Genomic DNA, 25,155 nt, shown 5'->3' on the forward strand with positions numbered 1-25,155 from the left:
TATTACTGTAATAGATTAAATTAAATGACTTTTTCTAACACAATATGCAATCATTTATGATAGCTAATATGTCTATAAATTTGTCAATGACGGGAATAGTGAACTATAAATTTTATTCACAATTTTATCACTTTATGCTAAAATATACTAGAAAGAGGGAGGTCAATCAATGAAAGAATACAGTTCCTTTGAGATTCTTGGACCTATAATGGTTGGTCCATCATCATCTCACACTGCAGGTGCTTGCAAGATAGCAAGAGTTGCAGCAAAGATTTGTCCTAACAATTATGAAAGTGTTGAATTTTACTTACATGGATCCTTTGCATACACATATAAGGGACATGGCACTGATAGGGCTCTTTTAGGTGGGATAATGGGTTTTAAAACCTATGATAATTCCATCCGCAATGCTTACGAAATTGCAGATGAGAGGGGAATAGATTATAAATTTATCCCAATGAATTTAGGAGAAGAGTATCATCCCAATACAGTAAAGATAAAATTTAATTATGAAGATGGAAAAAGTGAATATGTAATTGGCTCCTCTATTGGTGGAGGAAACATGATTATAGTTGATATAAATGGAATAAAAGTTGAATTTGATGGAAAATTCCCTACTTTTTTATTCCAATACAATGAACAAAAAGGCGTTATAGCAGAGGTTTCAACAGCTTTAGCTGATGATAATTACAATATTGAATCTATAAATACAAGTAAGGATGAGCTTACTAATATTGTAACTCTAACTGTTGAGCTAGATGAAAATGCCAATGAAAATTTGAAAAATAAATTGTTAAATAATTCTAGATATTTAACTTCAAAATATGTGGAGGTTTAAATGCTAAATACTGCTAAAGAAATTATAGAAGTATGTAAAAGTGAAGATCTTCACTTTTATGATTTAGTCTTAAAGGCAGAGACAAATACTCTCAAGATGACTGAAGAAGAGATGAAGAAAAAGCTTCAAGAAATTTTAGATGTCATGAAAGCTTCATCTCATGAAACTCTAGACAAAACTTATGATACTGAATATAAAATGATAGACGGTTTTGCAAAAAAAATGAACAACTATCAAAAAGAAAAAGAGCCCTTAACTAGCAAATTTCTAGTTAGGACTATGGCTATGGCCTTTTCCACATCTGAAACCAATGCAAATATGGGGACTATTGCAGCAGCGCCAACTGCTGGAAGTTCTGGCATTATACCTGCAGCCTTAATGGCAGCAAGAGATAAGTATGGTTTAGATGATGAGACTTTGATAAATGGACTTTTGACATCAATAGGAATAGGGCAAATTATTGGTAAATATGCAACATTCGCCGGTGCTGAAGGTGGATGCCAAGCAGAGTGTGGTTCTGCTAGTGCTATGGCAGCAGCTGCTCTAGTAGAAATGCTTGGTGGAAGCGTAGAAGAAGCACTAAATGCAGCCAGCATTACACTTATTAATGTAATGGGGCTCGCCTGTGACCCGATAGCAGGACTTGTAGAGTATCCATGTACTTTTAGAAATGCCTCAGGTGTTATGAATTCTTTCATATCAGTTGACATGGCCCTTGCAGGGGTAACATCAATTGTACCTTTTGACGAAGTTTGTCAGGCAATGGGTGAAGTTGGGCACTTATTACATGAATCAATTAGGGAGACTGGTCTTGGCGGGCTAGCAGGAACAAAAACTGGTCAATGTATCAGGGCTAAGTTTTTGAATATTAAGGAGGATTAAATCAAAATGAAAGAAAAGAAAAAAATAGGTCTTATTCCTAGACTTATAATAGCAATTGCACTAGGTATTCTTGTTGGCCAATATTGTCCAGCAGTAGTAACTAGAATTGCAATCACAATCTCAGGATTATTTGGAAAGTTCTTAAACTTCATTATTCCATTAATGATTATTGCCTTTGTATCTAAGGGTATTGCAGACCTATCTGAAGGTGCTGGTAAACTTTTAGGTGCTACAGTAGGACTTGCTTACGCATCTACATTAGTTGCAGGATCACTTTCCTACACTATGGCAAGAACAATATTCCCAAGTTTTATTAAACCAGAGCTTGCAGAACAAGTTCAAAAAGCAACAGCAAACGAAGTTGCACCTTTCTTTGAAATTCCACTAGGAGCTTTCATTGATGTTACAGCAGCACTTGTACTTGCATTTATGCTTGGTCTTACAGTTTCAGCATTAAGAGCAAAGGGAAGCGGAGAAACTTTTTATAAGGGAATTAACGAATTCAACGAAATTATAAATTTAGTATTATCAAAATTCGTTATACCTCTATTACCATTCTTTATCTTTGGTAACTTCTGTAACCTATCATATTCAGGTTCTGTATTTGCAATCTTAGGAATTTTCTGGAAGATATTCTTATGTATCATTGCTCTACACCTAATTTATATGGTAATTCTATTTGTAGTAGCTGGAGGATATACAGGAAGAAATCCTTTCAAATGTTTGAGAGCAGCAGTACCAGCTTATTTAACAGCAGTTGGAACTCAATCATCAGCAGCTACAATTCCAGTAAATGTTGCTTGTAACAGAAAAATGGGAGTAACAAGACAAATTAGAGAATTCTGTATTCCGCTTTGTGCAACAGTTCACTTAGCTGGGTCAATGATTACTTTGACATCATGTGTATTTACTCTATTAACTATGTTTAATATGGATAATTCATTTACATTAATAGCTAAATTTATTGCAATCCTAGGAGTTGCAATGGTAGCAGCACCAGGAGCACCTGGTGGAGCAGTAATGAGTGCACTTCCATTCTTACCAGTAGTTGGAGTTGATTCATCAGGAACACTTGCAACAATTTTAATTTCACTATATCTAACTCAAGACTCTTTTGGTACAGCAGCCAATGTAACTGGCGATAACGCTATTTCTATGGCAGTTGAAAAAATCTATTACAAACACATTGTAAAGAAACCAATTCCAGAAGAAAACTTCGACGAGGAAGCAAGATTAGATATTTAATAAAAAAGCATATTTACCTAAAAAGCTATGTCTAAGGAAGGACATAGCTTTTTTGCGTCATAAAATAATTATTAAAGAGGCTATGTAATTAAAGATTACTAAGAGATTTGGTATAATAAGATAAAAGGTTGGTGTGACATGAAGACTGTACTTATAACTGGATCATCAAGAGGTATTGGCAGAGATATTGCCAAAAGGCTTGCAAAAGAAGAATACAGAATTATAATAAATTACAATAAATCAGAAAAAGAAGCAAAAGAATTAGAAAAGGAAATAAGAGAAATGGGTAGAGATTCCCTTGCAATAAAGGCAGATGTGACAAATTTTTCTGAAGTGGAAGATATGTTTAATGAAGTTGCAAAAAGATTTAAGGGTGTTGACATACTTATAAATAATGCAGGAATTTCTAGCTATGCACTTTTCCAAGACATTGACGAAAAAACTTGGGATAATATTTTTGATGTAAATGTAAAGGGTGTCTATAATGCCATTCATGCAGCACTACCCTATATGTTAAGTAAACATTCAGGGAAAATTTTAAATATGTCATCTATATGGGGAATAGTAGGTGGCTCAATGGAGAGTCATTACTCGGCAACAAAGGGTGCAATAAATGCACTTACAAAGGCACTGGCACAGGAACTTGGCTACTCTGGTATAACAGTAAATGCAGTTGCTCCAGGTGCAGTTGATACACCAATGACAAAGGAAATCGGCGAAGAAAATTTATGTATTCTATCTGAAGAAATACCAATGGGGAGACTTGCCACGACAGAAGAAATTGCAGAGCTAGTTGCCTTTATGATTTCAGAAAAAAATTCTTATATGACTGGGCAAATTATTTCTCCTAATGGTGGAATGATAATTTATTGATAGAGAGGTGTTAAATGAAAATTTTATTTATTTACAATCCGAGTTCTGGAAATGAAAGTGGAAAAAAGTTTATTGGAAAAGTTGAAGAAAAGCTTAAAAAATATTTTGACGAAATTATTATTAAGGAGACAGAAAAAGCAGGCGATGGCACAAAGTTTGTTGAAGAGACAAAAGACCTTGATGCCATTGGAGTTTATGGTGGCGATGGGACTGTAAATGAAGTTTTACTTGGGATGAATAGAATTTCTTCAAAGGCTAAACTTTTAATCTTGCCAGGTGGCACAGGAAATCTCTTGGCAAAAAAATTAAATATACCTGAAAAAAAGGAAAAAGCTTTAGAGTCTTTTGATTTTAAAAATACAAAAAAGATTGACTTGGGGAAAGTTAATGATAAAATTTTTAGTCTCTTTGCTTCAATAGGTGCAGTGCCAGAAGCAATCCACGAAGTTTCCTCTGAAGAGAAGTCAAAATTTGGAGGACTTGCCTATATAAGGAAATCAATCGAAAAATTAAGGATATCAGAAGAATATAATCTCCATATAAAGTCAGATGGCGGAGATTATTCTGGCTCAGTGGACCACTTGATAGTTGGATTAACAAATAAAATTGGCAAACTAGAATTCACTTCTGAAAATGAAGAGATGAATAGTGGCGAGGCAAATTTATTTATTTTAACAAAGGACACCATAAAGGATAGGCTTGAAGTATTAAGGGATTCAATAGAAGGAGAAGTTGAGGAAGGTAAAAATGTTATACACTTCACAGTAAAAGAAGTGAAAATTTCATCTTTATCTGATAAAGAAGTTACCATTGATATTGATGGAGACAAGGGACCAAGTTTGCCTGTTGAAATAAAAATATTAAAGAAAGCTGTGGAAGTCTACCTTCCAAAGGAGTTTAGTAATGACTGAAATTTTATATGCAAAGAATTACGTTGATAAAAAAAGCCATGAATTAATTGAAAAAGTAAAAAAATTAAAATCTAAACCAATTATTTCTACTATAAGAGTCGGCGATGATTACGGTAGTCTTGCTTATGAAAAGGGAATAAAAAAGACGGCGGAAAAACTTGGCGTTGAAGTTTACTCTAATGAATTTGCAAAAGATGTAAGTCAAGACAAAGTTATAGAGAGAATAAAAAAATTAAATGAAGATGAAAAAATTGGTGGCATACTTATCTTTAGACCTCTGCCAGAAAATTTTGACGAAGAAGAAATTTCTCTTGCTCTTGAGCCAAAAAAAGATGTTGATTGTATGCATCCTTTAAATAGGGCGAGAGTTTACAGTGGAGATGTTAGCGGTTTTACTCCTCTTGCACCTAAAGCGGCTCATGAACTTTTAAAATTTTATGGCTATGAATTAGAGGGTAAAGACACCGTTATAATTAATCACTCCAATGTCGTGGGCAAACCTCTTGCCATGTTTTTGTTAAAAGATTTAGCTACGGTTACAATTTGCCATCTTGGGACAGTGGATTTAAAAAAGCATACTAAGAATGCAGAAATAATTTTTACAGCCATGGGACGAGCAGAAACTTTGGATGAAAGTTATTTTAATAAGGATGCAATTGTAATTGACATTGGCACATCAAAGAATAAAGATGGAAAATATCGTGGCGACCTTGATGAGAAGTCTGTCAATGGAAAAATCAAGGCATATTCACCAGTGCCAGGAGGCATAGGTAATATTACAAATCTTCTTTTAATTGAAAATGTAATAAAATTTTATGAAGCTTAAGTTAAGACGATTAATAAATTTGTGACTCTCCAAATTTTTGGAGAGTTTTTTCTTTTCAAAATTTGTTATAATGAAGAAAAGGAGCATAAAATGATAACAGATAAAGTAATTTTAGTTAGGCCTTATGCCTTTAAATTTAATAAAGAAACAGCAAAGGACAATGTTTACCAAGAGCGTCCTAAAGAAAGTGCAGAAGATGAAATAAAAAATAAAGCCTTAAAGGAATTTGATGATGCAGTTAATATTCTTCGTGAAAATAATATTCATGTTGATATTATAGAAGATTTTGACGATACTACACCAGATTCAATTTTCCCAAATAATGTATTTGTTACTTTTCCAGGGAAAATTTTCATTTCAGAAATGTATGCAGAGAATAGAAACAAAGAATATGAGAAAATTTTGCCACAGCTTAAAAAAATTATTGATTTCGAGAAAATGGAAGTAGTAGATTTTAGAAATAATGAAGGTAAAGTTTTGGAGGGGACAGGCGCTATAGTAATTGATAGCTGGAATGATATTGCCTATGCTAGTCTATCAAAAAGATGTGACAAGGATGAATTTTTAAAATTTGCAAAGACTTTCAACCTAAAGCCCGTTTATTTTATGTCAAAGGATAAGAATATTGATATTTATCACACAAATGTACTTATGATGATTGCTGAAAAGTTTGCAATAATTGCAGATGATTTAATAATTGAAAATAGAGAGGATGTAATAAAGTCCTTACAAGAATCTGGCAAGGAAATAATTTCTCTTTCAGAAGATGAATTCAATAATTTTGTAGCAAACTCCATTGAGTTAAAGGGACAAGATAAAAATATTTTAGTGATTTCAAAGGCGGCTTATGATTCATTGACTGATGAACACAAAAAGACAATTGAAAAATACGATGAACTTCTTCCAATTGATGTTGGAACAATAGCAAAGTATGGTGGCGGTTCTATAAGATGTATGATTGCAGAAAATTTTACAGAGGCTTAGATGAATAAATTAAGATCTTTTGCATATCTACTTATAGCTCTTGGCTTTGGACTTCAAATTCCAAAGAAGTTAGAGAATTATAAGAAAGAAAAAAATTTAGAAAATTTGCTTATGCTTTTATCGAGTCTAATTATAGTTCCAGCCGCAATAATTTTGGTAATTGCATATTTTATAGGCGAGTAACTTTATAGGACCTGTCTTTCTCTTATAAAGACTTATTAATTTTAAATCTACCTTTAATTTACAAAAAGATAAAAGATTGTTATAATATAAACAAATTGGGGGTGTTGATTTGCCTAAGAATTCAAGGGGTATTTCTGAAGCTGTTATAAGGAGAATGCCAGTTTATCATAGATATTTAAAAGAATTAATCGACAGTGGAGTTGAGAGAGTTTCTTCCAAAGAGCTAAGTGGTCTAACTGGATTTAGCGCATCGCAAATTAGACAGGACTTAAATAACTTTGGTGGATTTGGTCAACAAGGTTATGGCTACAACACAAAGGCATTAAAGGAGCAAGTGGATAAAATTCTTGGCATTGATAAGTCTTATAAGAGTATTGTCATTGGAGCTGGCAGACTGGGACAAGCTATTGCAAGGTACAATGGTTTTAGGGATTCTGGTTTTAATGTAATTTCTCTTTTTGATGTAAAGGAAAACATTGAAGATATAAGTGGAATCAAAGTCAGAAATATGAAGGACTTGGAAAAATACATAAGAGATGAGAAAGTTGATGTTGCAATTATAACTGTGCCTAAGGAGTTTTGCCAAGAGGTGGCAAAAAAAGTTATAGATGCAGGCGTTAAGGGAATATGGAATTTTGCCCCCTACGATTTAAAGGGACCAGAAGGTGTAGTTGTTGAAAATATTAGACTCAATGATTCTCTTCTAACGCTTTCTTATTTTATGAAAGAAATTAGCTGACCTATTATTTATTAATAGGTTTTTTATTTATGGGAGAAATTTTTTTATGAAGATAAATTTTGATGAAGATTATTGCCTTATAAGTGAATTAAATGAGTTTGAACCAAGAGATATTTTCACTTGTGGTCAAGCCTTTAGGTGGTATGAAGAAGCTGACGGTTCTTTCACTTTTATAACGCATGGGAAAGTTGCCAATGCAAAAAAAGTTGGCGATAAAGTTTTCTTAAAGGGAGTTGATAAAAACTCCTTTGATGAAATCTTTTATAATTACTTTGACCTTTCACGCGACTACAAACATGTCATTGAAGAACTTGCCAAGGACGAAGTGATGAAAAATGCAACAGATTATGGCAAGGGCATAAGAATTTTAAATCAAGATAAGTTTGAGACAATAATTTCCTTTATCATTTCTGCAAATAATCAAATTCCAAGAATAAAAAAATCAATTGAAAAAATATCTGAAATGTATGGAGATTATCTCGGAGAAGACGAAAATAGAAAATATTATTCCTTCCCAAGTGCCGAAAAACTTTCCCTCGCAAGACCAGAGGACCTTCGTGAATTTGCAAGAGTTGGCTTTCGCGACGTGAGAATAGTAGAGACGGCAAATTTAATAAAGGATGGAAGAGTAAATATAGATGAAATTGACAATATGGAGCTTGAAGATGCAAGACGTACTCTTCAAGAACTTCCAGGAGTTGGTCCAAAGGTTGCCGATTGCATTCTTCTCTTTGCCTTTGACAGAAAGGAATCCTTTCCAGTTGATGTTTGGATAAAGAGAGTTATGGAGGAACTTTATTTAAAAGAAGTTACTCCAAAGTCAAAAATAGCAATGCGTGGGCGTGAAGTCTTTGGCAAAAATGCAGGCTTTGCCAATCAATATCTGTTTTACTACGGCAGAGAAAACAAGTTGGGAAAGTAATAAAGATTAAAAATAAAAAAGCTCTTGGAGGAATATAAATTATAAAAATTCCTCTAAGAGCTTTTATTTTGCATTTGTTATACTGAATTTCGGTTCAGTATTATTTTTTAAAAATTTCTAAATTTTCAATTCTATTGAAGGCTTCATTTATCTTTTCCTTATTAACTGTAACTGCAATTCTTATAAATCCTTTGCCAGCTGGTCCAAAGGCTTCTCCGTCAATTAAATTAACGTGAGCCTTTTCTAAAATTTCTCTTACAACTTCCTTTGTAGTCATGCCAGGCACAGAAATTTTTGGAAAGATATAAAAAGTTCCCTTAGGTTTTAAGACTTCTACATGATTTAATTTTTTTAGCCTCTCGTAGGCGAGATACATCCTCTCCTTGTATTCTTCATAAAGGGGTGGGCAAATTGTTTTTCTATTGGCAATGCCAAGAGCTCCTGCGTGTTGGCAAATTGTTGGCACTGAATAGACTATGTTCTCGTGGATATAGGTCATGGCTTTGATTAAGTCTTTGTGGGCGAGGATGGCACCAAGTCTCCAACCAGTCATGACAAAGTCCTTTGACATAGATGAAATTGAAATTACATTTTTAAATTCTTTATTGTAGGCAATCATGGGCTTGAATTTACTCTCGTAGGAATAAATTGTGTAGATGTCATCGCAGATTACAAGAATATTATATTTTTTTGCCATTTCATAAATTTCTTTTAGTGTATCGTCACTATAGACAGCGCTCGTTGGATTATTAGGTGTGTTAACTATTATAGCCTTAGTTTTTGCAGTGATTAATTTTTCAATTTCTCTTGGCTCAAGGTTAAAATCATTTTCAAATTTTGTTTCATAAATTACAGGAAGACCCTTTGTCATTTCAATTTGGTCAGGGTAGACACTAAAGTAGGGAGAAGGCACAATGACTTTGTCGCCAGGATTTAAGATTGCCTCTAAAATTATATATAGGGCTTCTGTGCCAGACATGGTAATTAAAATTTCTTCTGGGTCACATTTTACTCTGTAGTCCTCCCAGTATGCCTTGGCAATTTCTTCTCTAAGTCCAAAGTAGCCTTGTGGGTCTTCGTAGTGAGTGAAGCCCTTCATTTGTGAGTCATAAGCTTCCTTTATTATCATCTCATGAGTTCTTATGTCAGGGTCGCCCAAGGCAAAATTTATAAAGTCAGGATATATGCTTGAATAGTCAGTTGAATAAATTGAATCTTTGATGTTTTTATATTTTTCTTGAATAAATTCTCTCATAATTGCCTCCCTTTTGTTTTTAATTTTAACATAAATTATTTTTTTAATAAGAGCAGTCTTTTAAATTCCTTAAATATTCAAGATGTCTATGATATAATAAAATCAATAATAGATAAAATATCAATCGTTATAAATAAAAACATAGGAGGCATCCTTTTGGATAAAATTTTAGTAAAACCAAATGGCCCTTTAAAGGGAAATGTTAGAATATCAGGTGCAAAAAATGCTGCTCTTCCAATTTTAGCTGCCACAATTCTTGGCACAGAAGAAATAATTTTGGAAGACGTTCCAGCTCTTAAAGATGTTGAAATAATTACAGAAGTTTTGAGAAAACTTGGTCTTAAGATAAAAAAAGATGGAAGTAGACTTATTATTGACCCAAGTGGACTTAATTCTTATAAAACAGATTACGAACTCATGAGCAAGATGAGGGCATCATTCCTTGTTATGGGACCACTTCTTGCCAAATTAAACAAGGCTTACAACTCACTGCCTGGTGGCTGCAACATTGGCTCAAGGCCAATTGACTTGCACTTAAAGGGCTTTAGGGCACTAGGCGCCAGCATAGAGATGACTCACGGCGAGATTAAGGCAGAGTGTGACAAATTAGTTGGCAAAAGAATTTACTTGGACTTCCCATCAGTGGGAGCAACTGAAAATATTATGACTGCTGCAGTTTTAGCTGAAGGCGAAACTGTTATGGAAAACTGTGCAATGGAGCCAGAAATTGTTGACCTAGCAAACTTTTTAAATAAAATGGGTGCTAAGGTAATGGGAGCAGGAACTTCCACTATTAGAATTAGAGGAGTTGAAAAACTTGGTGGCTGCACTCATCAAGTAATACCAGATAGAATTGAAGCAGGAACTTTTATGGTGGCAGCTGCAATTACTGGCGGAGACATCACAATCGAAAACATCATCACTTCTCACTTAAAACCAGTCATTGCAAAGTTAGAAGAAACTGGGGCAAAGGTAATTGAAGAAGATGATACTGTGAGAGTAATTGGTAATGATGAGATAAAACCAATTGAAATAAAGACTCTTCCTCATCCAGGTTTTCCAACAGATTTACAAGCACAATTTATGGCGCTTTTAACTCAAGCTGATGGACAATCCTCTATTATTGAGACAGTTTTTGAAAATCGCTTTATGCACGCAGAGGAGCTAAAGAAAATGGGTGCAAAAATTAAAGTAGTAGATAGAGAAGCTATTCTTTTGGGTAAAAGTAAATTATATGGTTCCAAGGTTGCTGCAACTGATTTGAGGGCAGGAGCTGCTCTTATACTTGCAGGACTTGTTTCCGAAGGAGAAACAGAAATTTCTGAAATTCATCACATTGACAGAGGTTACGAAAAAATCGAAGAGAAATTTAGAAATCTTGGAGCAGATATAAGGAGAATATAGAAAGGACGATGGTAATGAAGAAAAAAATAATTATAGGAATGCTTTTAGTTCTTGCACTTTTTATGACAGCTTGCTCCAACAAGGAAGAAAAGAGTGCTGAAGGTAAAGTTTTAAAAGTTGCAGTTTCAGAAGATACTACAACACTTGAACCAACTGCACTTTCTGATGACTATGAAGAAAATATTTTAATTCAAGTTTATGACACTTTGGTAAAGAGAAATGCAAAGGGCGAACTTGTAAATTCACTTGCAGAATCAATTGAAAACCCAGACCCACAAACTTTTAAAATTAAACTTAGAGATGGAGTTAAGTTCTCCAATGGAAGCCCACTTACAGTTGATGATGTAATTTTTACTCTTCAAAGAGCAGCAGCAAGTGACAGATATAAATCTTTTTATGGGAAAATTGATGCTAATTCTTATAACAAAGAAGATGATTTAACTTTTTCCTTTAAACTAAGTGAACCAGATGCAGCATTTTTAAATTCACTTTCACATCCAGCTGTGTCTATTGTGTCTAAAGCCTATGTAGAAGGTGGAGCAGATCTTACTAATGCACCAATGGGAACAGGACCTTTTGTATTAGATGAGTGGATTCAAAATGACCACGCAACTTTTTCTGTAAATGGAAATTATTGGGGCGATGCTCCTAGTATTTCTGGTATCGAAATGAAGGTTATACCAGAAGCTTCACAAAGAATTATTGAGCTTGAAAGTGGTGGAGTTGACCTTGCATATAAAATCGACCCTGCAGAAATTTCAAATATAGAAGAAAATAAAGATTTAAAGCTTTACAGAAGATTAGATAATTCAATTCACTTTATTGGATTTAACGTAGCTAAGGCTCCTTTTGATAAGAAAGAAGCCAGGGAAGCTATGGTAAATGCAATTGACACTAAGACAATTTTTGAAACTGTCTACATGAACAGTGGAAAACTTGCAACAAGTCCAATAAACCCTAACTTCACGTATTCTATTGCTGATTCACTAAAAGCAAATGAAGTAAATAAAGAAAAAGCAAAGGAACTTTTTGCTGCAGCAGGTCTTGGAGAGGGAGCAAATCTTAAAATTTATACTTCTGACAACCAACAAAGAGTTAATGTTGCAACTATGATGCAAGACCAATTAAAGGATTATGGAATTGAACTTAGCGTAGAAAGACTTGAATGGGGTGCCTTTGTAGATGCTGTTAGAAATAAGGAACATGATATGTTTATCATGAGTTGGAACCCATCAATTGTAGATGCACATTATGAACTTTTCCAACCTTTCCATTCTGAAAATAAAGGAAAAGAGCCAAATGTCACATTCTTTGGCAATGAAGAACTTGATAATTTAATAAAAGAAGGTCTTTCAACAATAGATGAAGCAAAGAGAGCTGATATTTATAAGAGAGCTCAAGAGCTTATTAATGAAGAATATCCATGGCTATATATCTGCTATGGCGAGACACTTGTTGCTGGTTCTAATAGAGTAGAAGGTCTTGATCTTCTTCCAAAATATCCACAAGAACTTAAAGATGTAACACTTTTAGAAAAATAATTTTTAAAATTCACCAAGGTCTTCTTTGGTGAATTTTGTCTTTTCTACAGAGAAAGGATTAGATATGACTAAATATGTATTAAAGAGATTTTTAATATTGATACCCACACTTCTTGGAGTGAGCTTTATAGTCTTCTTGCTCCTCTACCTGTCGCCAGGAGACGCTGCTCTCGCAGTGGCAGGACCTAACGCAACAAAGGAAGCAGTTGATGCCATAAGAGAAAATTTGGGACTTAATGAGCCTTTTTTGGTTCAATATTTAAACTACTTAAAAAATTTGATTTTTCACTTTGACCTTGGCACAAGTTATCATTCTGGCAGGTCGGTGTCTGAAGCCTTACTTAGAGTTTTTCCGACTACAATTAAACTTGCAGGCGGAGCCCTTGTCATCGCAATAATTTTTGGCATAATTTTTGGAGTAATAGCAGCATTAAAGAAAAATACTTTTATTGATTCAATGATTACAGCCCTTGGCATGATTGGACTTGCAATGCCAATTTTTTGGTCAGGACTTTTACTTATAATTGTATTTTCAACAAAGCTAAAAGTTTTTCCTGCCTCAGGTTTTTCTTCCATAAAACACATGATACTACCTTGGTTTGCCTTGGGCTTTCAATCATCTGCTGTAATTATGAGGATGACAAGATCTGCAATGCTTGATGTTCTTGACAAGGACTATATCAGGACTGCCTATGCAAAGGGACTTTCTAAGCCAAAAATTATTTTTGTCCACGCCCTTAAAAATGCGATGATTCCTGTAGTAACAACCATTGGTCTTCAAGCAGGCGGACTTCTAGGTGGAAGTATTTTGACAGAAACAATTTTTTCTATTCCAGGCATTGGAAGGTTAATGGTAGACTCCATAAAAACTCGTGACTATCCGATAATCCTTGGTGCAATAATGCTTATTGCCATAGTTTATTCTGTGATTTCAATTATTGTTGACATCCTCTACGGCTTTATAAATCCAAGAATAAAGGCAGAATACAAGTAGGTGAAACATGTTAAAGAGATTAAAAACATTTTTTAAATATTACAGTAGAAATAAGATTGCTGTGGTGGCACTAGGAATTTTAATCCTCATAATTTTTGCTGCACTTTTTGCTGACCTACTTTCGCCTTATGACTACACAGAGCAGTTTCCCAAGGATAATTTTTTGAAGCCAAGTAGTGAACATCTAATGGGAACAGATAATTTTGGACGAGACATTTTTTCGAGAGTTCTTCATGGAGCACAAGTTTCACTTAAGATTGGATTCACATCAGTTGTTATTTCAACAGTAGTTGGAGTAATAATTGGTGCCCTTGCAGGTTACTATGAGGGGATTTTTGATGCCATAATTATGAGAGTTATGGATACGATTTTATCTATTCCACAGCTTGTACTTGCCATCGCCCTTGCAGCAGCGCTAGGTGGAGGAATGAAAAATTTAATTTTGGCAGTTTCTCTATCTTCAATTCCTTCCTATGCAAGGATTGTGAGGAGTCAAGTTATGTCTGTGAAAAATTTAGAATATATTGAATCGGCAAGGCTTGCTGGTGTAAAAACTTTTAAATTAATTTTTGCAGAAATTCTTCCTAATTGTTTTGCACCAATAATTGTGCAAGCGACAATTGGTGTTGGAACTGCAATCTTGTCTGCAGCATCACTTTCCTTTATTGGTATGGGAATTATGCCGCCAGAAGCAGAGTGGGGACAAATGCTTTCTGAAGGGAGAGCTTATATAAGAAATTATCCACACATAACCTTATTCCCTGGTCTGGCAATAGCTCTTACAATTTTGGTATTAAATATTGTTGGCGATGCCTTTAGAGATGCTTTTGACCCAAAATTTAGGAGGTAGTATGTTATTAGAAATAAAAGGCCTTGAAGTTTTTTTCAAAAGCTCACAAGGGATAGTTAAAGCTGTAAATAAAGTTAATATAAATACTCGTGAAAAAATGACAACTGCCATAGTAGGAGAAAGTGGTTCAGGAAAATCTGTGACTTCACTTGCAATTATGGGTCTTCTTGACAAATCCTCTCTCGAAAAAATTTCTGGAGAGATAAATTTTGAAGGCAAAAATCTCTTAGAGTTTTCGCCAGAAGAATTAAGACACATTAGAGGCAACGAAATTTCTATGATTTTTCAAGAACCAATGACTTCCCTTAACCCAGCCCTAAAAATTGGCTACCAAATGTCTGAAGTTTTTAGGACACATTTTGACATAGATAAGAAGACAGCGAAAGAAAAATCTATTGAAATGATAAAAAAAGTTGAAATAGATAGGGCAGAGGACGTCTACAACTCTTACCCTCACGAACTTTCTGGAGGTATGAGACAGAGAATTATGATTGCAATGGCTCTTTCTTCCTCGCCAAAACTTTTAATAGCAGATGAACCTACAACTGCCCTTGATGTTACTATTCAAAAGGAAGTTTTGGAGTTAATGAAAAAGTTAAAGGAAGACATGAAGGCTTCAATTATTTTTATTACTCATGACCTTGGTGTGGTGTCAGATATTGCCGATTATGTAAATGTAATGTATGCAGGTAAAGTTGTGGAAAGAGCGAAGGCAGAGGACATATTTAAAAATCCTCTCCACCCTTACACAAGAGGACTAATTAAGGCAATACCTACTGTCCACAAGAAAAAAGACGAGCTATACACAATAAGAGGTTCAGTTCCAAATCCAATTGATTTAGCTGAGTCTTGTTATTTCTGCGACAGATGTGATGAGAAGATGAAAATTTGCGAGGAAAAAATTCCTGAAGAAATTGACATTGATGGTCACAAGGTATCCTGCTTTTTGTATAGGTGATAGAATGAGCGACAAAATAATTTTACAAGTTAAAAATTTAAACAAAGAATTTAAAATTAGCGGCGGCAAAAGCTTTAAAGCAGTTGATAATATTTCTTTTGACTTAAAAACTTCTCACACACTTGGAGTTGTTGGCGAAAGTGGCTCAGGGAAGTCAACCCTTGCAAGGTGTATCATGGGACTTTATCCAGATGCAAGTGGAGAAATAATCTATAAGGGCAAAAATATTTTAAAGGAAAATCAAAAAGAGCTAAAGAAATATAGAAAAGACCTGCAGATGATTTTCCAAGACCCCTATTCTTCACTTAATCCAAGAAAAAAATGTAAGGACATAATTGCATCGGGGATAAGAAATCTTTTGGGCGAAAAAGACAAGAAAAAGATTTACAAAAAAGTTCTTGAGACTATGGAAATTTGTGGCTTATCAGAATATCACATGGAGAGGTATCCCCACGAATTTTCTGGAGGACAGAGACAGAGAATTTCTATTGCAAGGGCTCTTGCAGTTGATCCAAAAATAATTGTGGCAGATGAGCCAACTTCTGCCCTTGATGTTTCCATTCAGGCACAAATAATTAATTTGATGGAAGATTTGCAAAGAGATTTAGGCCTATCAATGATTTTTATTTCTCACGATCTTTCTGTTGTTAGGCATGTTGCTGAAGAAGTTCTTGTAATGTATCATGGAAATTGTGTGGAGTACAATGAGTCCGAAGAAATTTTTGAAAACCCAAGAGAAGACTACACAAAAAAATTATTGTCAGCAGTTCCAGGCAAGACCCTCGCTAAAGTGTAAGATGTGTAGAAATTTTTCTCTCGGGGTATTATAATTAAATAAATGTAGATAAAACTGTAGAATTCTACAGTTTTTTATTTTTGGAGGGGAAAAGATGCTTGATGAAGATGGTAAAAAAATTTATATAAGTGATAATGAAAATAACATTGAGATTCCCATTAAAGTAATTGAAGATTTTTATTATAAAAAAGAAAATGATATAGAATTAAGTTCAAGTGATAATGATAAACTTCCAAAGCTAAATGAAGAAGAAAATCTAATAGATGAGACTAATGACGAGAATAAAGATGATAAACAAGAAGAAAACAAAGAAGAAGCAGGAGAAGAACAAAAATTAGACAGTGAAGACAAATACGATTCCTACTACTTGGATAGGATTGATGAAGTGCAGGAAATCTTGGAGGAAATTTGTGAAAGTATTCCATCTTACGCCTACGAGCATCTTAATGGTGGTATAATTCTTACAGAAGAGACAAAGTTTCACGATGAAGCCTATGCGGAAGATCTCATCATATTGGGCGAGTATCAAAGATCAATCCTTGGGAATATGATAAAAATTTATTACGGCTCCTTTATGGAGTTATATCGTTACTCATCAAGGGAGATTTTAAAAGAAAAGTTAGAGGAAGTTCTCCTCCACGAGTTTACTCATCACTTGGAGTTTCTTGCCAACGAGTGGGGACTTGTCATTGAAGACAATAAATTTTTAGAAGAATACAGAAAAAGGAAGCAAAATGAATAAATTTTTAGGATATTTTTATAAGGGTTTGGGCAAATTTTTTGACCTTATCTTAACTTTTTTAATTGTAGTAGTAAATATTGCTGTTGATTTATTTTCAGCAATAAGAAGATTTTTCTTGTATGTAATTTCAATGGGTGGATGTTTAATAATAATATTACTTTTAAATCCCTTTGCCTGGCAGGGTCTTGCACGAAATAAGTGGCTCTCAACTATAATAATGCTTGCTATAATCGTGCCACTACTTGGCAATGTGTCAGAATCTTTTTTGAAATACATACATTATATGGTAACAGAATTTTTCTACGATAGGGCAGATCATTATCTACTTGGTAAGGCTAATGAATTCGAAAGTATTTCTGGCTATGGCAGAGCTTATTGGGAGAAAAAAGAAAGGGAAAGACTTAGACAAGAAGAAGAGAGAAGAAAAAAGAGAGAGGAAGAGTTTAGAGAGAGATTTCAAGATTTTGGAGGATTTACTTGGACGACCTTCGACGACTTTTCTCAGTTTGATGAATTTTTTAGACAGCAAGCTTATGGCGGATTTTATGAAAATCAAGGCTCTTACGGAAATAATTATGGTGGATCTTATGGAAATCAATCAAAAGGAGGAAGCTACGGATTTAAGGATCAATATGAAAAAGCCTGTGACACTCTCGGTGTAAATTATTCTGCAGACAAGTATGAAGTGAAACTTGCCTACAGAAAGATGGCAAAAAAATATCACCCTGACTTAAACAAAGAAGAGGGCGCCAAGGAAAAATTCCAAGAAATAAATGCAGCCTACGAATTTTTAAATGACTCAAACATTGATATGTATAAAAAAATGTCTGGTGCAAATTAAATATTTTAGACAAAAAGAAAGGACCGAGCGGGTCCTTTTTTTGTAGGTCTTTAGATTTTTAAAATTTTATAAAACTATCTGTTATCCAATAAAATTATTTTATAATTTCTTCTGCCATCCTATAAAATTCGTTTATGTCCATATCATCTCCAGCCATTAAGGCATATTGGACTCCCTTGTAGTCAAAGATTAGGTGCTTTGAAGTTGATTCTTCTCTTTTATCTGATCCAATGGCTAGGTTAAAGAAAGGATCATTTTTTGATATTTCGAGTTCTTCTTTTGTTGCATCTTTTTCATCGGGTAAAACTACACTTTCCAGTCTTGAGTAATAAACTGGCACGCCCTTAATATCCCTCATCTCATGATAAAACTCTTCATCAACAGTTTTTATATTGTCGGGACGTTTGTCAATTGAGAGCATTACTATATCTCCATCAGCATTTTTATAGTCTACATCAATTGCCTTTCTCTTATTTAGTTTTGCTCCAGCATCATCAATATCTGCTATATTATCCATTGTGATTCCATCAAACTTATAATCTCCTAAACTTTCTGGTGCTTCTACGTCAAAGCCAGCCTTCTTTTCTGCCTTAGCCAGATCAGTGTAAGTTGTGTAGTTGTAATATGATGTTGAAGATGAAATTGTTCCAGTAATTTTTCCTGCTGCAAAAACACCAACAGAAAGTACAAGGGCAGCAGCTGCCACTAATACAAATCGTTTTTTCATTTTAAATTCTCCTTTTTCTTCTGTTGACTTAATTTCTAAGTCAATTTTATTTTTGAGGTAAGCAGAAGGAGCAGAATTTTCTACACTTTTTTCTAATTTGTCTTTTATATACTCATCAAAATTATTAAAATTATTCATAAATACTCTCCTTCTCTCCAAAGTCTTGGTCGACTTTCATTATTTCTTTCTTTAAATTTTTTCGAGCTCTAAAAAGTCTAGACTTAACTGTACCCGTAAAGGTCTTCAAAATCTTTGCGATTTCTTCTATGGAGAAGTCGTCGTAATAAAAGAGGACTAGGACTTCTCTTTCCTTTGGATTTAATTTTAAGAGGGCTGATTCAACTTCATTATTTAATACAAATTCATCTTCTCCACTTGAAATAAGCTTTGAGTCAGCCTTTTCCAAAACAAATTCATGGGGAAATTCTCTCTTTCTATTGTTATATCTAGTGTAGCAAGAATTTTTTAAAATTGAAAAAATCCAAGGTCTTAATTTGTTAAATTCCTTCAAGTTATTTATGTTTTTGTAAATAGAAAGGAAGGTGTCTTGGAGGACATCTTCTGCCTCCTGTCTATTTCCCAAGATTAGAAGGGCAGTTCGGTACAAGCTTAAGTAGTATTCTTCATAGAGGAGATCAAAGGAATCTTTGTCGCCCTTTTTTAATTTTTTAAAATTTTCTATCTTAAATTTTTGGGGATTCATTTTAACCTCCTTTGGATGCATCTACTTATAAGACTATTTAGGATGCGAAAAGGTTCATTTTTTTCAAAAAAAAATCTCCACCTAAGTGGAGAAATTAATTTAAAGTTTTATCTGAAATCCAGCCATTTATATTTTCGCCAGATATACTGCTTTTGACTTCTACATGACACCAAATTCTCTCGCCTTGCTCGATTTTTGTTTCTAAGACATAGAGTTCAGTTCCCTTTTCCAAAATTTTGATAATTTCAGAATCTACACTTGCTTCCCTTCTTAGGTTTGCCTTTTCTGTTGCAACATTTCTGTAAGTGTGAAGGAGTTCAGAAGATTTTTTGGCAGTTTGTGCGGCATCTGTGTAGTCGTTATCTTTTTCAAAATTTTCTTTTTGCTCTGTATTTTTATTTAAGTCAATAGTCTTTGTGCTTTCAATTTCTTTTTTTAGACTTGCCGCCTTTGCAGATTCAGGCACAACTACAAGGTAGGAATTTATTAGAGAAAGGGACTCTTCAAATCTATTTTCTTGGTAGAAATTTTTAACATTAGTCAAGACAATATTTTCTATTGAAAGGAGTTTGTCTTGGGCAGCCTTATAATTTTTTTCGTCTTCTTGAATAACTTTTTTAAAATTATAGGCAGCGTCAAGATAGTTTCCATCTTTATATAAGTTTATGCCTTCTTTAAAAAATCCATCAGATTGAACTAATTTTTTTAAACTTTCCATTTCGCTTGCAATTTCTGGACTTGTCTTGTTTTTAGTAGCTTCCTTGTATAAGTTTAGAGCCTCTTGATATTCTCCACTTAGGGCAAGACCCTTTGCATCAGCAATTCTATTTTCATTTCTGAATATTACTGCAAAATTAAATATAATTATTGAAGTTATTGACACAATAATTATTAAAATTATTGTGAAGAATACCGTTTTTGCAGAAAATTTCTTTGGCTTTTTTGTGCTCACTTCGTTAGTTCTGTCCATTTTAAGGCTCTCAGTATTTGGAGCTATCTTTGAAAGGTTTGTCTGAGTTAAGTGAGTTTCTAGTGTTTTTAAGTTTATATCTGAAGCTGACCTTGTGTTCTCGATTATATTTAAAATTTTTGAATTTATTAGGGGTTCAGTTAAACTGTTTAAGACAAAGTTTTTATTTCTGCCACAAAAACCACATTCACTGCTTTTTTTTCGTTTATAAAACCGCAGGCACATCGCCAAAAGTCAATTTGATTTTCGCCATAAGTTTTAATACCATCGCCAAGAGTTTCCTTGATTTGAGCACGTTTCTTTTCAGGGATAACAGGAAGGTTCATCTCTTCTTTTTTTTCGCCCAAGGTATAAGTTTTTCCATTGGCTGTGTACTTTGAAATATAAATATCTATTGCTCTAGCTTCATAAAATCTTTCGTCTAACAAAAAAGGATCCAAGAAGTAGCGAGTGTAAGGCTCAATATTTACAGCTTGGGAAAAATAAAACTCTCTTCCGTTAAATAAGTAAGACTTCTCAATTGACTTAAACTTTACGGCAAATTCTATGTTAGTCACATAAGAGTCCTCGCCATTTAATATGTCTATTGCAAGGGCAAAGTCTCCACTTGTGAGCTCTGCATTTGCAATTTGAATTTTTTCACTTGTATTGAAACTAAGTTTAGTTGGCAAAGTTCTAAAAAAACTCATAAAGACTCCTTTCTATATTATTAATTAATTATAATCTACTTGAAAAATTTTTACAATATGGCTTCTATTTACTAAATTAAGCCTTTAGCATATAATTTAAGTATAGAAAAATTTAGCAAGGGGAGTGCCAAATGAAATTACAAGAAAAAATAATTACAGTAAATGGCGAGGACCTTTTTTATTTGGAAAATGAAAACAAAGCTGACAAAAACATTTTATTTATTCATGGAAATATGTACTCATCTTCTTGTTTTATTGAAATCATAAAAAATTTGGAGGGCTGTCACATATTTGCCCCTGATATGAGGGGATATGGCAAGAGCTCCTATAATAGAAAAATTAATTCAATAGATGACTTTGTAAGCGACATCAAAGAATTTATTTTAAAACTTGATATAAAAAACTTTACACTGGTGTCTTGGTCTTTGGGTGGAGGAGTTGCTCTTGAACTGGCAAAGGATAAAGTTATAGGAGAAAGAATAAAAAATCAAATATTACTGGCACCCTTTGGCTACACATCTTTTTCAACAAATGGAGCAGACATTCTTACAAATAATTTTCACGAGTATCTAAATAATTTTGACTTTATAAATCCTAAAAAGAATTTGGAAATATTTAAAGGGCTAATGACTTTTAACATGAGCCTAATTGAGGATACTTTTGCCAGCATGGGCATGACAGGAAAAGAATTAAGAAAAGAAAATATAAGAGTTCTCTTTAAAACTTTTATCTACAATATAAAAATGCCAGAGGAAAAAGAATTTGAGAGAAATGTAGAATCAGCAGCAATGCAGAGGAACTTGGACGAAGTTGCGGCAATATTGAGAAATTATAGATATGTCGGAGGAGTGCTTAAGAAGAAAGCTATAGTTCTACATGGATATGAAGATAAAATAATATCCTATATGGATGGGAAATTTTTGGCAAATGAAATAGGAGCAGAATTTAGAAAATTAGATGATTGTGGACACTCAGTAATGACAGATAAATATAATTGTGTTTTGAAAATCATAAAGAAATTTGCGGAGGAATAAATGAAAGTATTATTAGGGGAAGGCATTGCAAAAAAATATGGCGAAAGAATAAGAAATCTTGGATATGAAGTTATTGGCTATGATGAAAAAAATCCAAATGAGAAAGAAGATTATGGCGAAGACATATTAATTGGCGCAATAAATTTGGAAAAATTAAATTACAAAAATCACAAAAATTTAAAATATATTTTTCTTACATCAGTTGGAATTGACTTTTTAGACTTAGAGTATATTAAGGAAAAAGAAATAATTTTATCTAACAATAACGGGGCATACGATGATCCTATTGCCGAGTGGATTGTCTATGGACTTCTTCAAATTGACAAAGAAGACAGAAAAAACATAGACAATCAAAGGGAAAAACTTTGGAAGAAGAGGAGCTTTTCCCACAACTTGTATGGCAAAAAGGCACTTTTCATGGGCACAGGAACAATTTCTATAGGAGGAGCAAAGAGACTAAAGGGATTTGATATTGAGCTTAATGGCTTTAACACAAGTGGAAGAAAGGTTGAGCCTTTTGATAACGTCTATTCAATAAAAGAACTTGATGAGATTCTTGCCGACATGGATTACATTATAATGTGTCTTCCAGGAACAGAAAAAACTCATCACATATTAAATAGAGACAGGTTTGAAAAATTAAAAGATGGAGTGGTTATAGTAAATATATCCAGAGGAGTAACAATAGATGAAAAGGCTCTAGTAGAGGCACTGAAATCTGGAAAAGTGAGAGGAGCAGCCCTAGATGTATTTGAAGAAGAACCACTTAGAGAGTCATCGCCACTTTGGGACATGGACAATGTCTACATCTATCCACACATTTCCTTCTCCTGTGAAGACTTGGGCAGAAGACAATTTGAAACAGCCTACCAAAACCTAAAGGCACTAAAAAATGATGGCGACTTCAAAAACATAGTAGACTTCGATAAGGGTTATTAAAAATTATTTTTAGAAATTTAAGATTTTTTGGAGAATCATTTCATGTGTAGATTTACATCTAATCAAAATATATTATTGATTTAATTTTAAAAAAATGTATAATTAATGTACTCCCATTTTGGAGTAAGGACGACGTGAGCAAGACTCTTTATAGAGTGTCGTCCTTTTTTGTTTGATTTTTTTATAAACAATGAAACTTAGAAAAAATCTAGTGAAAGCATTGGCGAAATTGATTTTAAAGGCGATTTCAGTTATAATTGTTTTAATAATAATAGAATTTTATCGGAATATTGACAGATTTTGCCAAGACCTTATCCATGCGGATTGGGTTTTTTTATGGAGGTTTTATGAGTAATAAGAAATTTTATGTCACAACGCCAATTTATTATCCAAGTGATAATCTTCACATTGGTCATACTTACTGTACTGTTGCAGTTGATTGTGTTAAGAGATTTAAGAAAATGCAAGGCTATGATGTTTTCTTTACTACTGGCACTGATGAACATGGTCAAAAGATTGAAGAGAAGGCTAAGGAATTTGGCATGAAGCCAAAGGAATATGTTGATAGCATTGTAAAAAATATTAAAAAACTTTGGACTATGATGGACATTGATTATGATTATTTTGTCAGATCTACTGATGAGGATCACGAAGAAGATGTCAGAAATATTTTCCAAGAGCTTTACGATAAGGGCGACATTTATAAGGGAAAATATGAAGGCTATTATTGTACTCCTTGTGAAGCTTTTTGGACTGAGGCACAAGTTGGGGAAGGTCACACTTGCCCTGATTGTGGAAGACCAACTCAGCTAACTCATGAAGAATCTTATTTCTTTAGACTTTCAAAATACAAGGATAGACTTTTAAAATATTATGAAGATCATCCTGAATTTATTGAGCCTGCCTTTAGAAAGAATGAAATGGTTAAAAATTTCTTTGAAGGCAAAGATGGTCTTGAAGATCTTTCTGTTTCCAGGTCTACTTTTAACTGGGGAGTTGACGTTCCATTTGATGACAAACATGTTGTTTATGTTTGGATTGATGCTCTTGCTTGTTATTTGACTGCTATCGGCTATGGCACTGACAAGGAAAAGTTTAATTCTTATTGGCCAGCTGGTGTTCACTTTGTTGGCAAAGAAATTATGAGGTTCCATGTTATTATTTGGCCTGCTCTTTTAATGGCACTTGATTTACCTCTTCCTGATAAAGTTTTTGGTCATGGCTGGATTTTGTTTGACAATGACAAGATGAGTAAATCTAAGGGAAATGTTATTTATCCAGAGCCAATTATCAAGCTTTATGGCGTTGATGCACTTAAATATTTCTTGCTAAGAGAATTTTCTTTTGGCTCTGATGGTTCCTTTAATATTGAAAAGTTCATGCAAAGACTTAATTCTGATTTAGCCAATGACCTTGGAAATCTTCTTTCTAGAACTGTTTCTATGCTTTCTAAGTACAATGATGGAGTTATCGAGGACAAGGGCATTAGAGAAGATGTAGATGACGATCTTGAAAATCTTGCTGTTTCTGTTGTTGATGAAGTTGAAGAAGCTATGGAACACTACCAATTTTCTGTAGCTCTTGAGTCAATCTGGAAATTAATCAGAAGATCTAACAAGTATGTTGATGAAACTGAACCTTGGAAGCTTGCAAAAGATGAAGATAAGAAAGATAGACTTAACACTGTTTTATATAACTTGGCAGAAAGTCTTAGAATTGTTTCTGTTTTAATTTATCCATTTATCAAAGACACTTCTTTAAAAATAAGAGAACAAATTGGCGTTTCAAGCGAAATAAACTGGGATGATGCAAGAGTCTTTGGCTTAATTGAAGATGGAACTAAGGTAAATAAGGGCGAAGTTATTTTCCCAAGACTTGACATTGAAGAAGAAATTGAAAGATTTAATGAAGAAAATATTGCTCTTTTGAAGTCAAGAACTATGACTGAAGCCAAAGGGGAAGTTAAAGAAGATATAAAAAAAGAAATTAATATAGAAGATTTTGCAAAACTTGATATTAGAGTTGCAGAAATTGTTGATGTAGAAGACCATCCTAATGCAGATAAACTTTATGTTTTGAAGCTAAAGGTTGGCAATATGGATAGACAAATCGTATCTGGCATAAGAGAATACTACAAAAAAGAAGAATTAATTGGCAAGAAAATACTTATGATTTTAAATCTAAAACCAATTAAGTTAAGAGGAGTAGACTCTAATGGAATGATCCTTGCTGCAGTAGATGATGATGGTAAGTTAAGCCTTACATCAACTTTATCTGATGTTAAATCAGGAGCAAAAGTTAGTTAGGAG

26 protein-coding genes are annotated in these 25,155 nt (G+C 33.7%); 21 read left to right on the forward strand and 5 right to left on the reverse strand.

The features are described 5' to 3' along the window. The first annotated feature begins 169 nt into the window (after positions 1-169). The 10 genes from sdaAB to PTSHG_RS07640 all read left to right on the forward strand — a co-directional run bounded on the left by sdaAB (position 170) and on the right by PTSHG_RS07640 (position 8,403). Complete coding sequence (gene sdaAB / locus PTSHG_RS07595; RefSeq protein ID WP_019108296.1) at positions 170-838, forward strand: L-serine ammonia-lyase, iron-sulfur-dependent subunit beta; 669 nt, start codon at positions 170-172, stop codon at positions 836-838. Then, complete coding sequence (sdaAA, locus tag PTSHG_RS07600; RefSeq protein WP_019108297.1) at positions 839-1,720, forward strand: L-serine ammonia-lyase, iron-sulfur-dependent, subunit alpha; 882 nt, start codon at positions 839-841, stop codon at positions 1,718-1,720. A gap of 6 nt (positions 1,721-1,726) precedes the next feature. Further along, the gene (locus PTSHG_RS07605; RefSeq protein WP_019108298.1) at positions 1,727-2,965 is read left to right on the forward strand and encodes a dicarboxylate/amino acid:cation symporter; all 1,239 of its coding nucleotides are present in this window, start codon (positions 1,727-1,729) and stop codon (positions 2,963-2,965) included. 138 nt (positions 2,966-3,103) lie between these two features. Then, a complete protein-coding gene (ymfI, locus tag PTSHG_RS07610) occupies positions 3,104-3,838 on the forward strand; it encodes an elongation factor P 5-aminopentanone reductase (protein WP_019108299.1) in 735 nt (244 codons plus the stop codon). Between the two features lie 14 nt (positions 3,839-3,852). Then, a complete protein-coding gene (locus PTSHG_RS07615) occupies positions 3,853-4,749 on the forward strand; it encodes a diacylglycerol/lipid kinase family protein (RefSeq protein ID WP_019108300.1) in 897 nt (298 codons plus the stop codon). After that, positions 4,742-5,575, forward strand: coding sequence for a bifunctional 5,10-methylenetetrahydrofolate dehydrogenase/5,10-methenyltetrahydrofolate cyclohydrolase (locus tag PTSHG_RS07620; RefSeq protein ID WP_019108301.1), 834 nt, complete (start codon positions 4,742-4,744; stop codon positions 5,573-5,575). Before PTSHG_RS07615 ends, PTSHG_RS07620 begins: the two co-directional genes overlap by 8 nt. Positions 5,576-5,665: 90 nt before the next feature. Next, complete coding sequence (locus PTSHG_RS07625; protein WP_019108302.1) at positions 5,666-6,559, forward strand: arginine deiminase-related protein; 894 nt, start codon at positions 5,666-5,668, stop codon at positions 6,557-6,559. Beyond that, positions 6,560-6,742, forward strand: a complete 183-nt coding sequence (locus PTSHG_RS07630) for a hypothetical protein (protein ID WP_019108303.1) — start codon at positions 6,560-6,562, stop codon at positions 6,740-6,742. It begins immediately after the preceding gene. Positions 6,743-6,851: 109 nt separating this feature from the next. Beyond that, positions 6,852-7,481 (forward strand): redox-sensing transcriptional repressor Rex, encoded by a 630-nt coding sequence (locus PTSHG_RS07635; RefSeq protein ID WP_019108304.1) that lies wholly within the window; start codon positions 6,852-6,854, stop codon positions 7,479-7,481. A gap of 46 nt (positions 7,482-7,527) precedes the next feature. Then, on the forward strand, positions 7,528-8,403 hold the full coding sequence (locus tag PTSHG_RS07640; protein ID WP_019108305.1) for a DNA-3-methyladenine glycosylase family protein: 876 nt from the start codon (positions 7,528-7,530) through the stop codon (positions 8,401-8,403). 100 nt (positions 8,404-8,503) lie between these two features. Here PTSHG_RS07640 and PTSHG_RS07645 read toward each other — a convergent pair whose 3' ends face one another. Next, complete coding sequence (locus PTSHG_RS07645; RefSeq protein ID WP_019108306.1) at positions 8,504-9,658, reverse strand: aminotransferase class I/II-fold pyridoxal phosphate-dependent enzyme; 1,155 nt, start codon at positions 9,656-9,658, stop codon at positions 8,504-8,506. Positions 9,659-9,814: 156 nt separating this feature from the next. Here PTSHG_RS07645 and murA point away from each other — a divergent pair, with 156 nt between their 5' ends. From murA to PTSHG_RS07685, 8 genes are all read left to right on the forward strand, one after another. Continuing rightward, a complete protein-coding gene (murA, locus tag PTSHG_RS07650) occupies positions 9,815-11,062 on the forward strand; it encodes a UDP-N-acetylglucosamine 1-carboxyvinyltransferase (RefSeq protein ID WP_019108307.1) in 1,248 nt (415 codons plus the stop codon). A 14-nt stretch (positions 11,063-11,076) separates the two neighbouring features. Then, positions 11,077-12,603 (forward strand): ABC transporter substrate-binding protein, encoded by a 1,527-nt coding sequence (locus PTSHG_RS07655; protein ID WP_019108308.1) that lies wholly within the window; start codon positions 11,077-11,079, stop codon positions 12,601-12,603. Positions 12,604-12,667: 64 nt separating this feature from the next. Next, positions 12,668-13,597, forward strand: coding sequence for an ABC transporter permease (locus PTSHG_RS07660; RefSeq protein WP_019108309.1), 930 nt, complete (start codon positions 12,668-12,670; stop codon positions 13,595-13,597). Positions 13,598-13,604: 7 nt separating this feature from the next. After that, entirely contained in the window at positions 13,605-14,447 is an 843-nt protein-coding gene (locus PTSHG_RS07665) for an ABC transporter permease (protein ID WP_019108310.1), read from the forward strand. 1 nt (position 14,448) lies between these two features. After that, positions 14,449-15,405 (forward strand): ABC transporter ATP-binding protein, encoded by a 957-nt coding sequence (locus PTSHG_RS07670; protein WP_019108311.1) that lies wholly within the window; start codon positions 14,449-14,451, stop codon positions 15,403-15,405. Positions 15,406-15,409: 4 nt separating this feature from the next. After that, on the forward strand, positions 15,410-16,201 hold the full coding sequence (locus tag PTSHG_RS07675; RefSeq protein WP_019108312.1) for an ATP-binding cassette domain-containing protein: 792 nt from the start codon (positions 15,410-15,412) through the stop codon (positions 16,199-16,201). Positions 16,202-16,295: 94 nt separating this feature from the next. Beyond that, on the forward strand, positions 16,296-16,943 hold the full coding sequence (locus tag PTSHG_RS07680; RefSeq protein WP_019108313.1) for a metallopeptidase family protein: 648 nt from the start codon (positions 16,296-16,298) through the stop codon (positions 16,941-16,943). Then, entirely contained in the window at positions 16,936-17,784 is an 849-nt protein-coding gene (locus tag PTSHG_RS07685) for a DnaJ domain-containing protein (protein WP_019108314.1), read from the forward strand. Before PTSHG_RS07680 ends, PTSHG_RS07685 begins: the two co-directional genes overlap by 8 nt. A 94-nt stretch (positions 17,785-17,878) precedes the next feature. Here the strand turns inward: PTSHG_RS07685 and PTSHG_RS07690 are convergent, their stop codons facing one another. The 4 genes from PTSHG_RS07690 to PTSHG_RS10135 all read right to left on the reverse strand — a co-directional run bounded on the left by PTSHG_RS07690 (position 17,879) and on the right by PTSHG_RS10135 (position 20,873). After that, complete coding sequence (locus tag PTSHG_RS07690; protein ID WP_019108315.1) at positions 17,879-18,649, reverse strand: hypothetical protein; 771 nt, start codon at positions 18,647-18,649, stop codon at positions 17,879-17,881. Further along, positions 18,642-19,214 carry an RNA polymerase sigma factor gene (locus tag PTSHG_RS07695; RefSeq protein WP_019108316.1) on the reverse strand — a complete coding sequence of 191 codons (573 nt, stop codon included), beginning with the start codon at positions 19,212-19,214 and terminating at the stop codon, positions 18,642-18,644. The genes PTSHG_RS07690 and PTSHG_RS07695 overlap by 8 nt, the downstream gene beginning before the upstream one ends. Before the next feature lie 94 nt (positions 19,215-19,308). Further along, complete coding sequence (locus PTSHG_RS10130; RefSeq protein WP_019108317.1) at positions 19,309-20,184, reverse strand: SH3 domain-containing protein; 876 nt, start codon at positions 20,182-20,184, stop codon at positions 19,309-19,311. 149 nt (positions 20,185-20,333) lie between these two features. Next, complete coding sequence (locus tag PTSHG_RS10135) at positions 20,334-20,873, reverse strand: hypothetical protein (protein WP_019108318.1); 540 nt, start codon at positions 20,871-20,873, stop codon at positions 20,334-20,336. Positions 20,874-21,004: 131 nt separating this feature from the next. Between PTSHG_RS10135 and PTSHG_RS07705 the strand changes: the two genes are divergently transcribed. The 3 genes from PTSHG_RS07705 (at position 21,005) to metG (ending at position 25,152) form a co-directional block, all read left to right on the forward strand. Next, positions 21,005-21,907, forward strand: a complete 903-nt coding sequence (locus PTSHG_RS07705) for an alpha/beta fold hydrolase (protein WP_019108319.1) — start codon at positions 21,005-21,007, stop codon at positions 21,905-21,907. Continuing rightward, positions 21,908-22,846, forward strand: a complete 939-nt coding sequence (locus PTSHG_RS07710; protein ID WP_019108320.1) for a phosphoglycerate dehydrogenase — start codon at positions 21,908-21,910, stop codon at positions 22,844-22,846. A 347-nt stretch (positions 22,847-23,193) separates the two neighbouring features. Then, positions 23,194-25,152, forward strand: coding sequence for a methionine--tRNA ligase (metG, locus tag PTSHG_RS07715; protein WP_019108321.1), 1,959 nt, complete (start codon positions 23,194-23,196; stop codon positions 25,150-25,152). The last annotated feature ends 3 nt before the right edge of the window (positions 25,153-25,155 follow it).

The sequence above is a fragment of the Peptoniphilus senegalensis JC140 genome, from assembly GCF_000321025.1.
Taxonomy (GTDB): Bacteria; Bacillota; Clostridia; order Tissierellales; family Peptoniphilaceae; genus Peptoniphilus_A; species Peptoniphilus_A senegalensis.

Bases quoted from the DNA above. Each gene is read 5' to 3' on its own strand.
- sdaAB (WP_019108296.1), top strand. From the start codon at position 170: ATGAAAGAATACAGTTCCTTTGAGATTCTTGGACCTATAATGGTTGGT.
- sdaAA (WP_019108297.1), top strand. From the start codon at position 839: ATGCTAAATACTGCTAAAGAAATTATAGAAGTATGTAAAAGTGAAGAT.
- PTSHG_RS07605 (WP_019108298.1), top strand. From the start codon at position 1,727: ATGAAAGAAAAGAAAAAAATAGGTCTTATTCCTAGACTTATAATAGCA.
- ymfI (WP_019108299.1), top strand. From the start codon at position 3,104: ATGAAGACTGTACTTATAACTGGATCATCAAGAGGTATTGGCAGAGAT.
- PTSHG_RS07615 (WP_019108300.1), top strand. From the start codon at position 3,853: ATGAAAATTTTATTTATTTACAATCCGAGTTCTGGAAATGAAAGTGGA.
- PTSHG_RS07620 (WP_019108301.1), top strand. From the start codon at position 4,742: ATGACTGAAATTTTATATGCAAAGAATTACGTTGATAAAAAAAGCCAT.
- PTSHG_RS07625 (WP_019108302.1), top strand. From the start codon at position 5,666: ATGATAACAGATAAAGTAATTTTAGTTAGGCCTTATGCCTTTAAATTT.
- PTSHG_RS07630 (WP_019108303.1), top strand. From the start codon at position 6,560: ATGAATAAATTAAGATCTTTTGCATATCTACTTATAGCTCTTGGCTTT.
- PTSHG_RS07640 (WP_019108305.1), top strand. From the start codon at position 7,528: ATGAAGATAAATTTTGATGAAGATTATTGCCTTATAAGTGAATTAAAT.
- PTSHG_RS07645 (WP_019108306.1), bottom strand. From the start codon at position 9,658: ATGAGAGAATTTATTCAAGAAAAATATAAAAACATCAAAGATTCAATT.
- PTSHG_RS07655 (WP_019108308.1), top strand. From the start codon at position 11,077: ATGAAGAAAAAAATAATTATAGGAATGCTTTTAGTTCTTGCACTTTTT.
- PTSHG_RS07660 (WP_019108309.1), top strand. From the start codon at position 12,668: ATGACTAAATATGTATTAAAGAGATTTTTAATATTGATACCCACACTT.
- PTSHG_RS07665 (WP_019108310.1), top strand. From the start codon at position 13,605: ATGTTAAAGAGATTAAAAACATTTTTTAAATATTACAGTAGAAATAAG.
- PTSHG_RS07670 (WP_019108311.1), top strand. From the start codon at position 14,449: ATGTTATTAGAAATAAAAGGCCTTGAAGTTTTTTTCAAAAGCTCACAA.
- PTSHG_RS07675 (WP_019108312.1), top strand. From the start codon at position 15,410: ATGAGCGACAAAATAATTTTACAAGTTAAAAATTTAAACAAAGAATTT.
- PTSHG_RS07680 (WP_019108313.1), top strand. From the start codon at position 16,296: ATGCTTGATGAAGATGGTAAAAAAATTTATATAAGTGATAATGAAAAT.
- PTSHG_RS07685 (WP_019108314.1), top strand. From the start codon at position 16,936: ATGAATAAATTTTTAGGATATTTTTATAAGGGTTTGGGCAAATTTTTT.
- PTSHG_RS07690 (WP_019108315.1), bottom strand. From the start codon at position 18,649: ATGAATAATTTTAATAATTTTGATGAGTATATAAAAGACAAATTAGAA.
- PTSHG_RS07695 (WP_019108316.1), bottom strand. From the start codon at position 19,214: ATGAATCCCCAAAAATTTAAGATAGAAAATTTTAAAAAATTAAAAAAG.
- PTSHG_RS10130 (WP_019108317.1), bottom strand. From the start codon at position 20,184: ATGGACAGAACTAACGAAGTGAGCACAAAAAAGCCAAAGAAATTTTCT.
- PTSHG_RS10135 (WP_019108318.1), bottom strand. From the start codon at position 20,873: ATGAGTTTTTTTAGAACTTTGCCAACTAAACTTAGTTTCAATACAAGT.
- PTSHG_RS07705 (WP_019108319.1), top strand. From the start codon at position 21,005: ATGAAATTACAAGAAAAAATAATTACAGTAAATGGCGAGGACCTTTTT.
- PTSHG_RS07710 (WP_019108320.1), top strand. From the start codon at position 21,908: ATGAAAGTATTATTAGGGGAAGGCATTGCAAAAAAATATGGCGAAAGA.
- metG (WP_019108321.1), top strand. From the start codon at position 23,194: ATGAGTAATAAGAAATTTTATGTCACAACGCCAATTTATTATCCAAGT.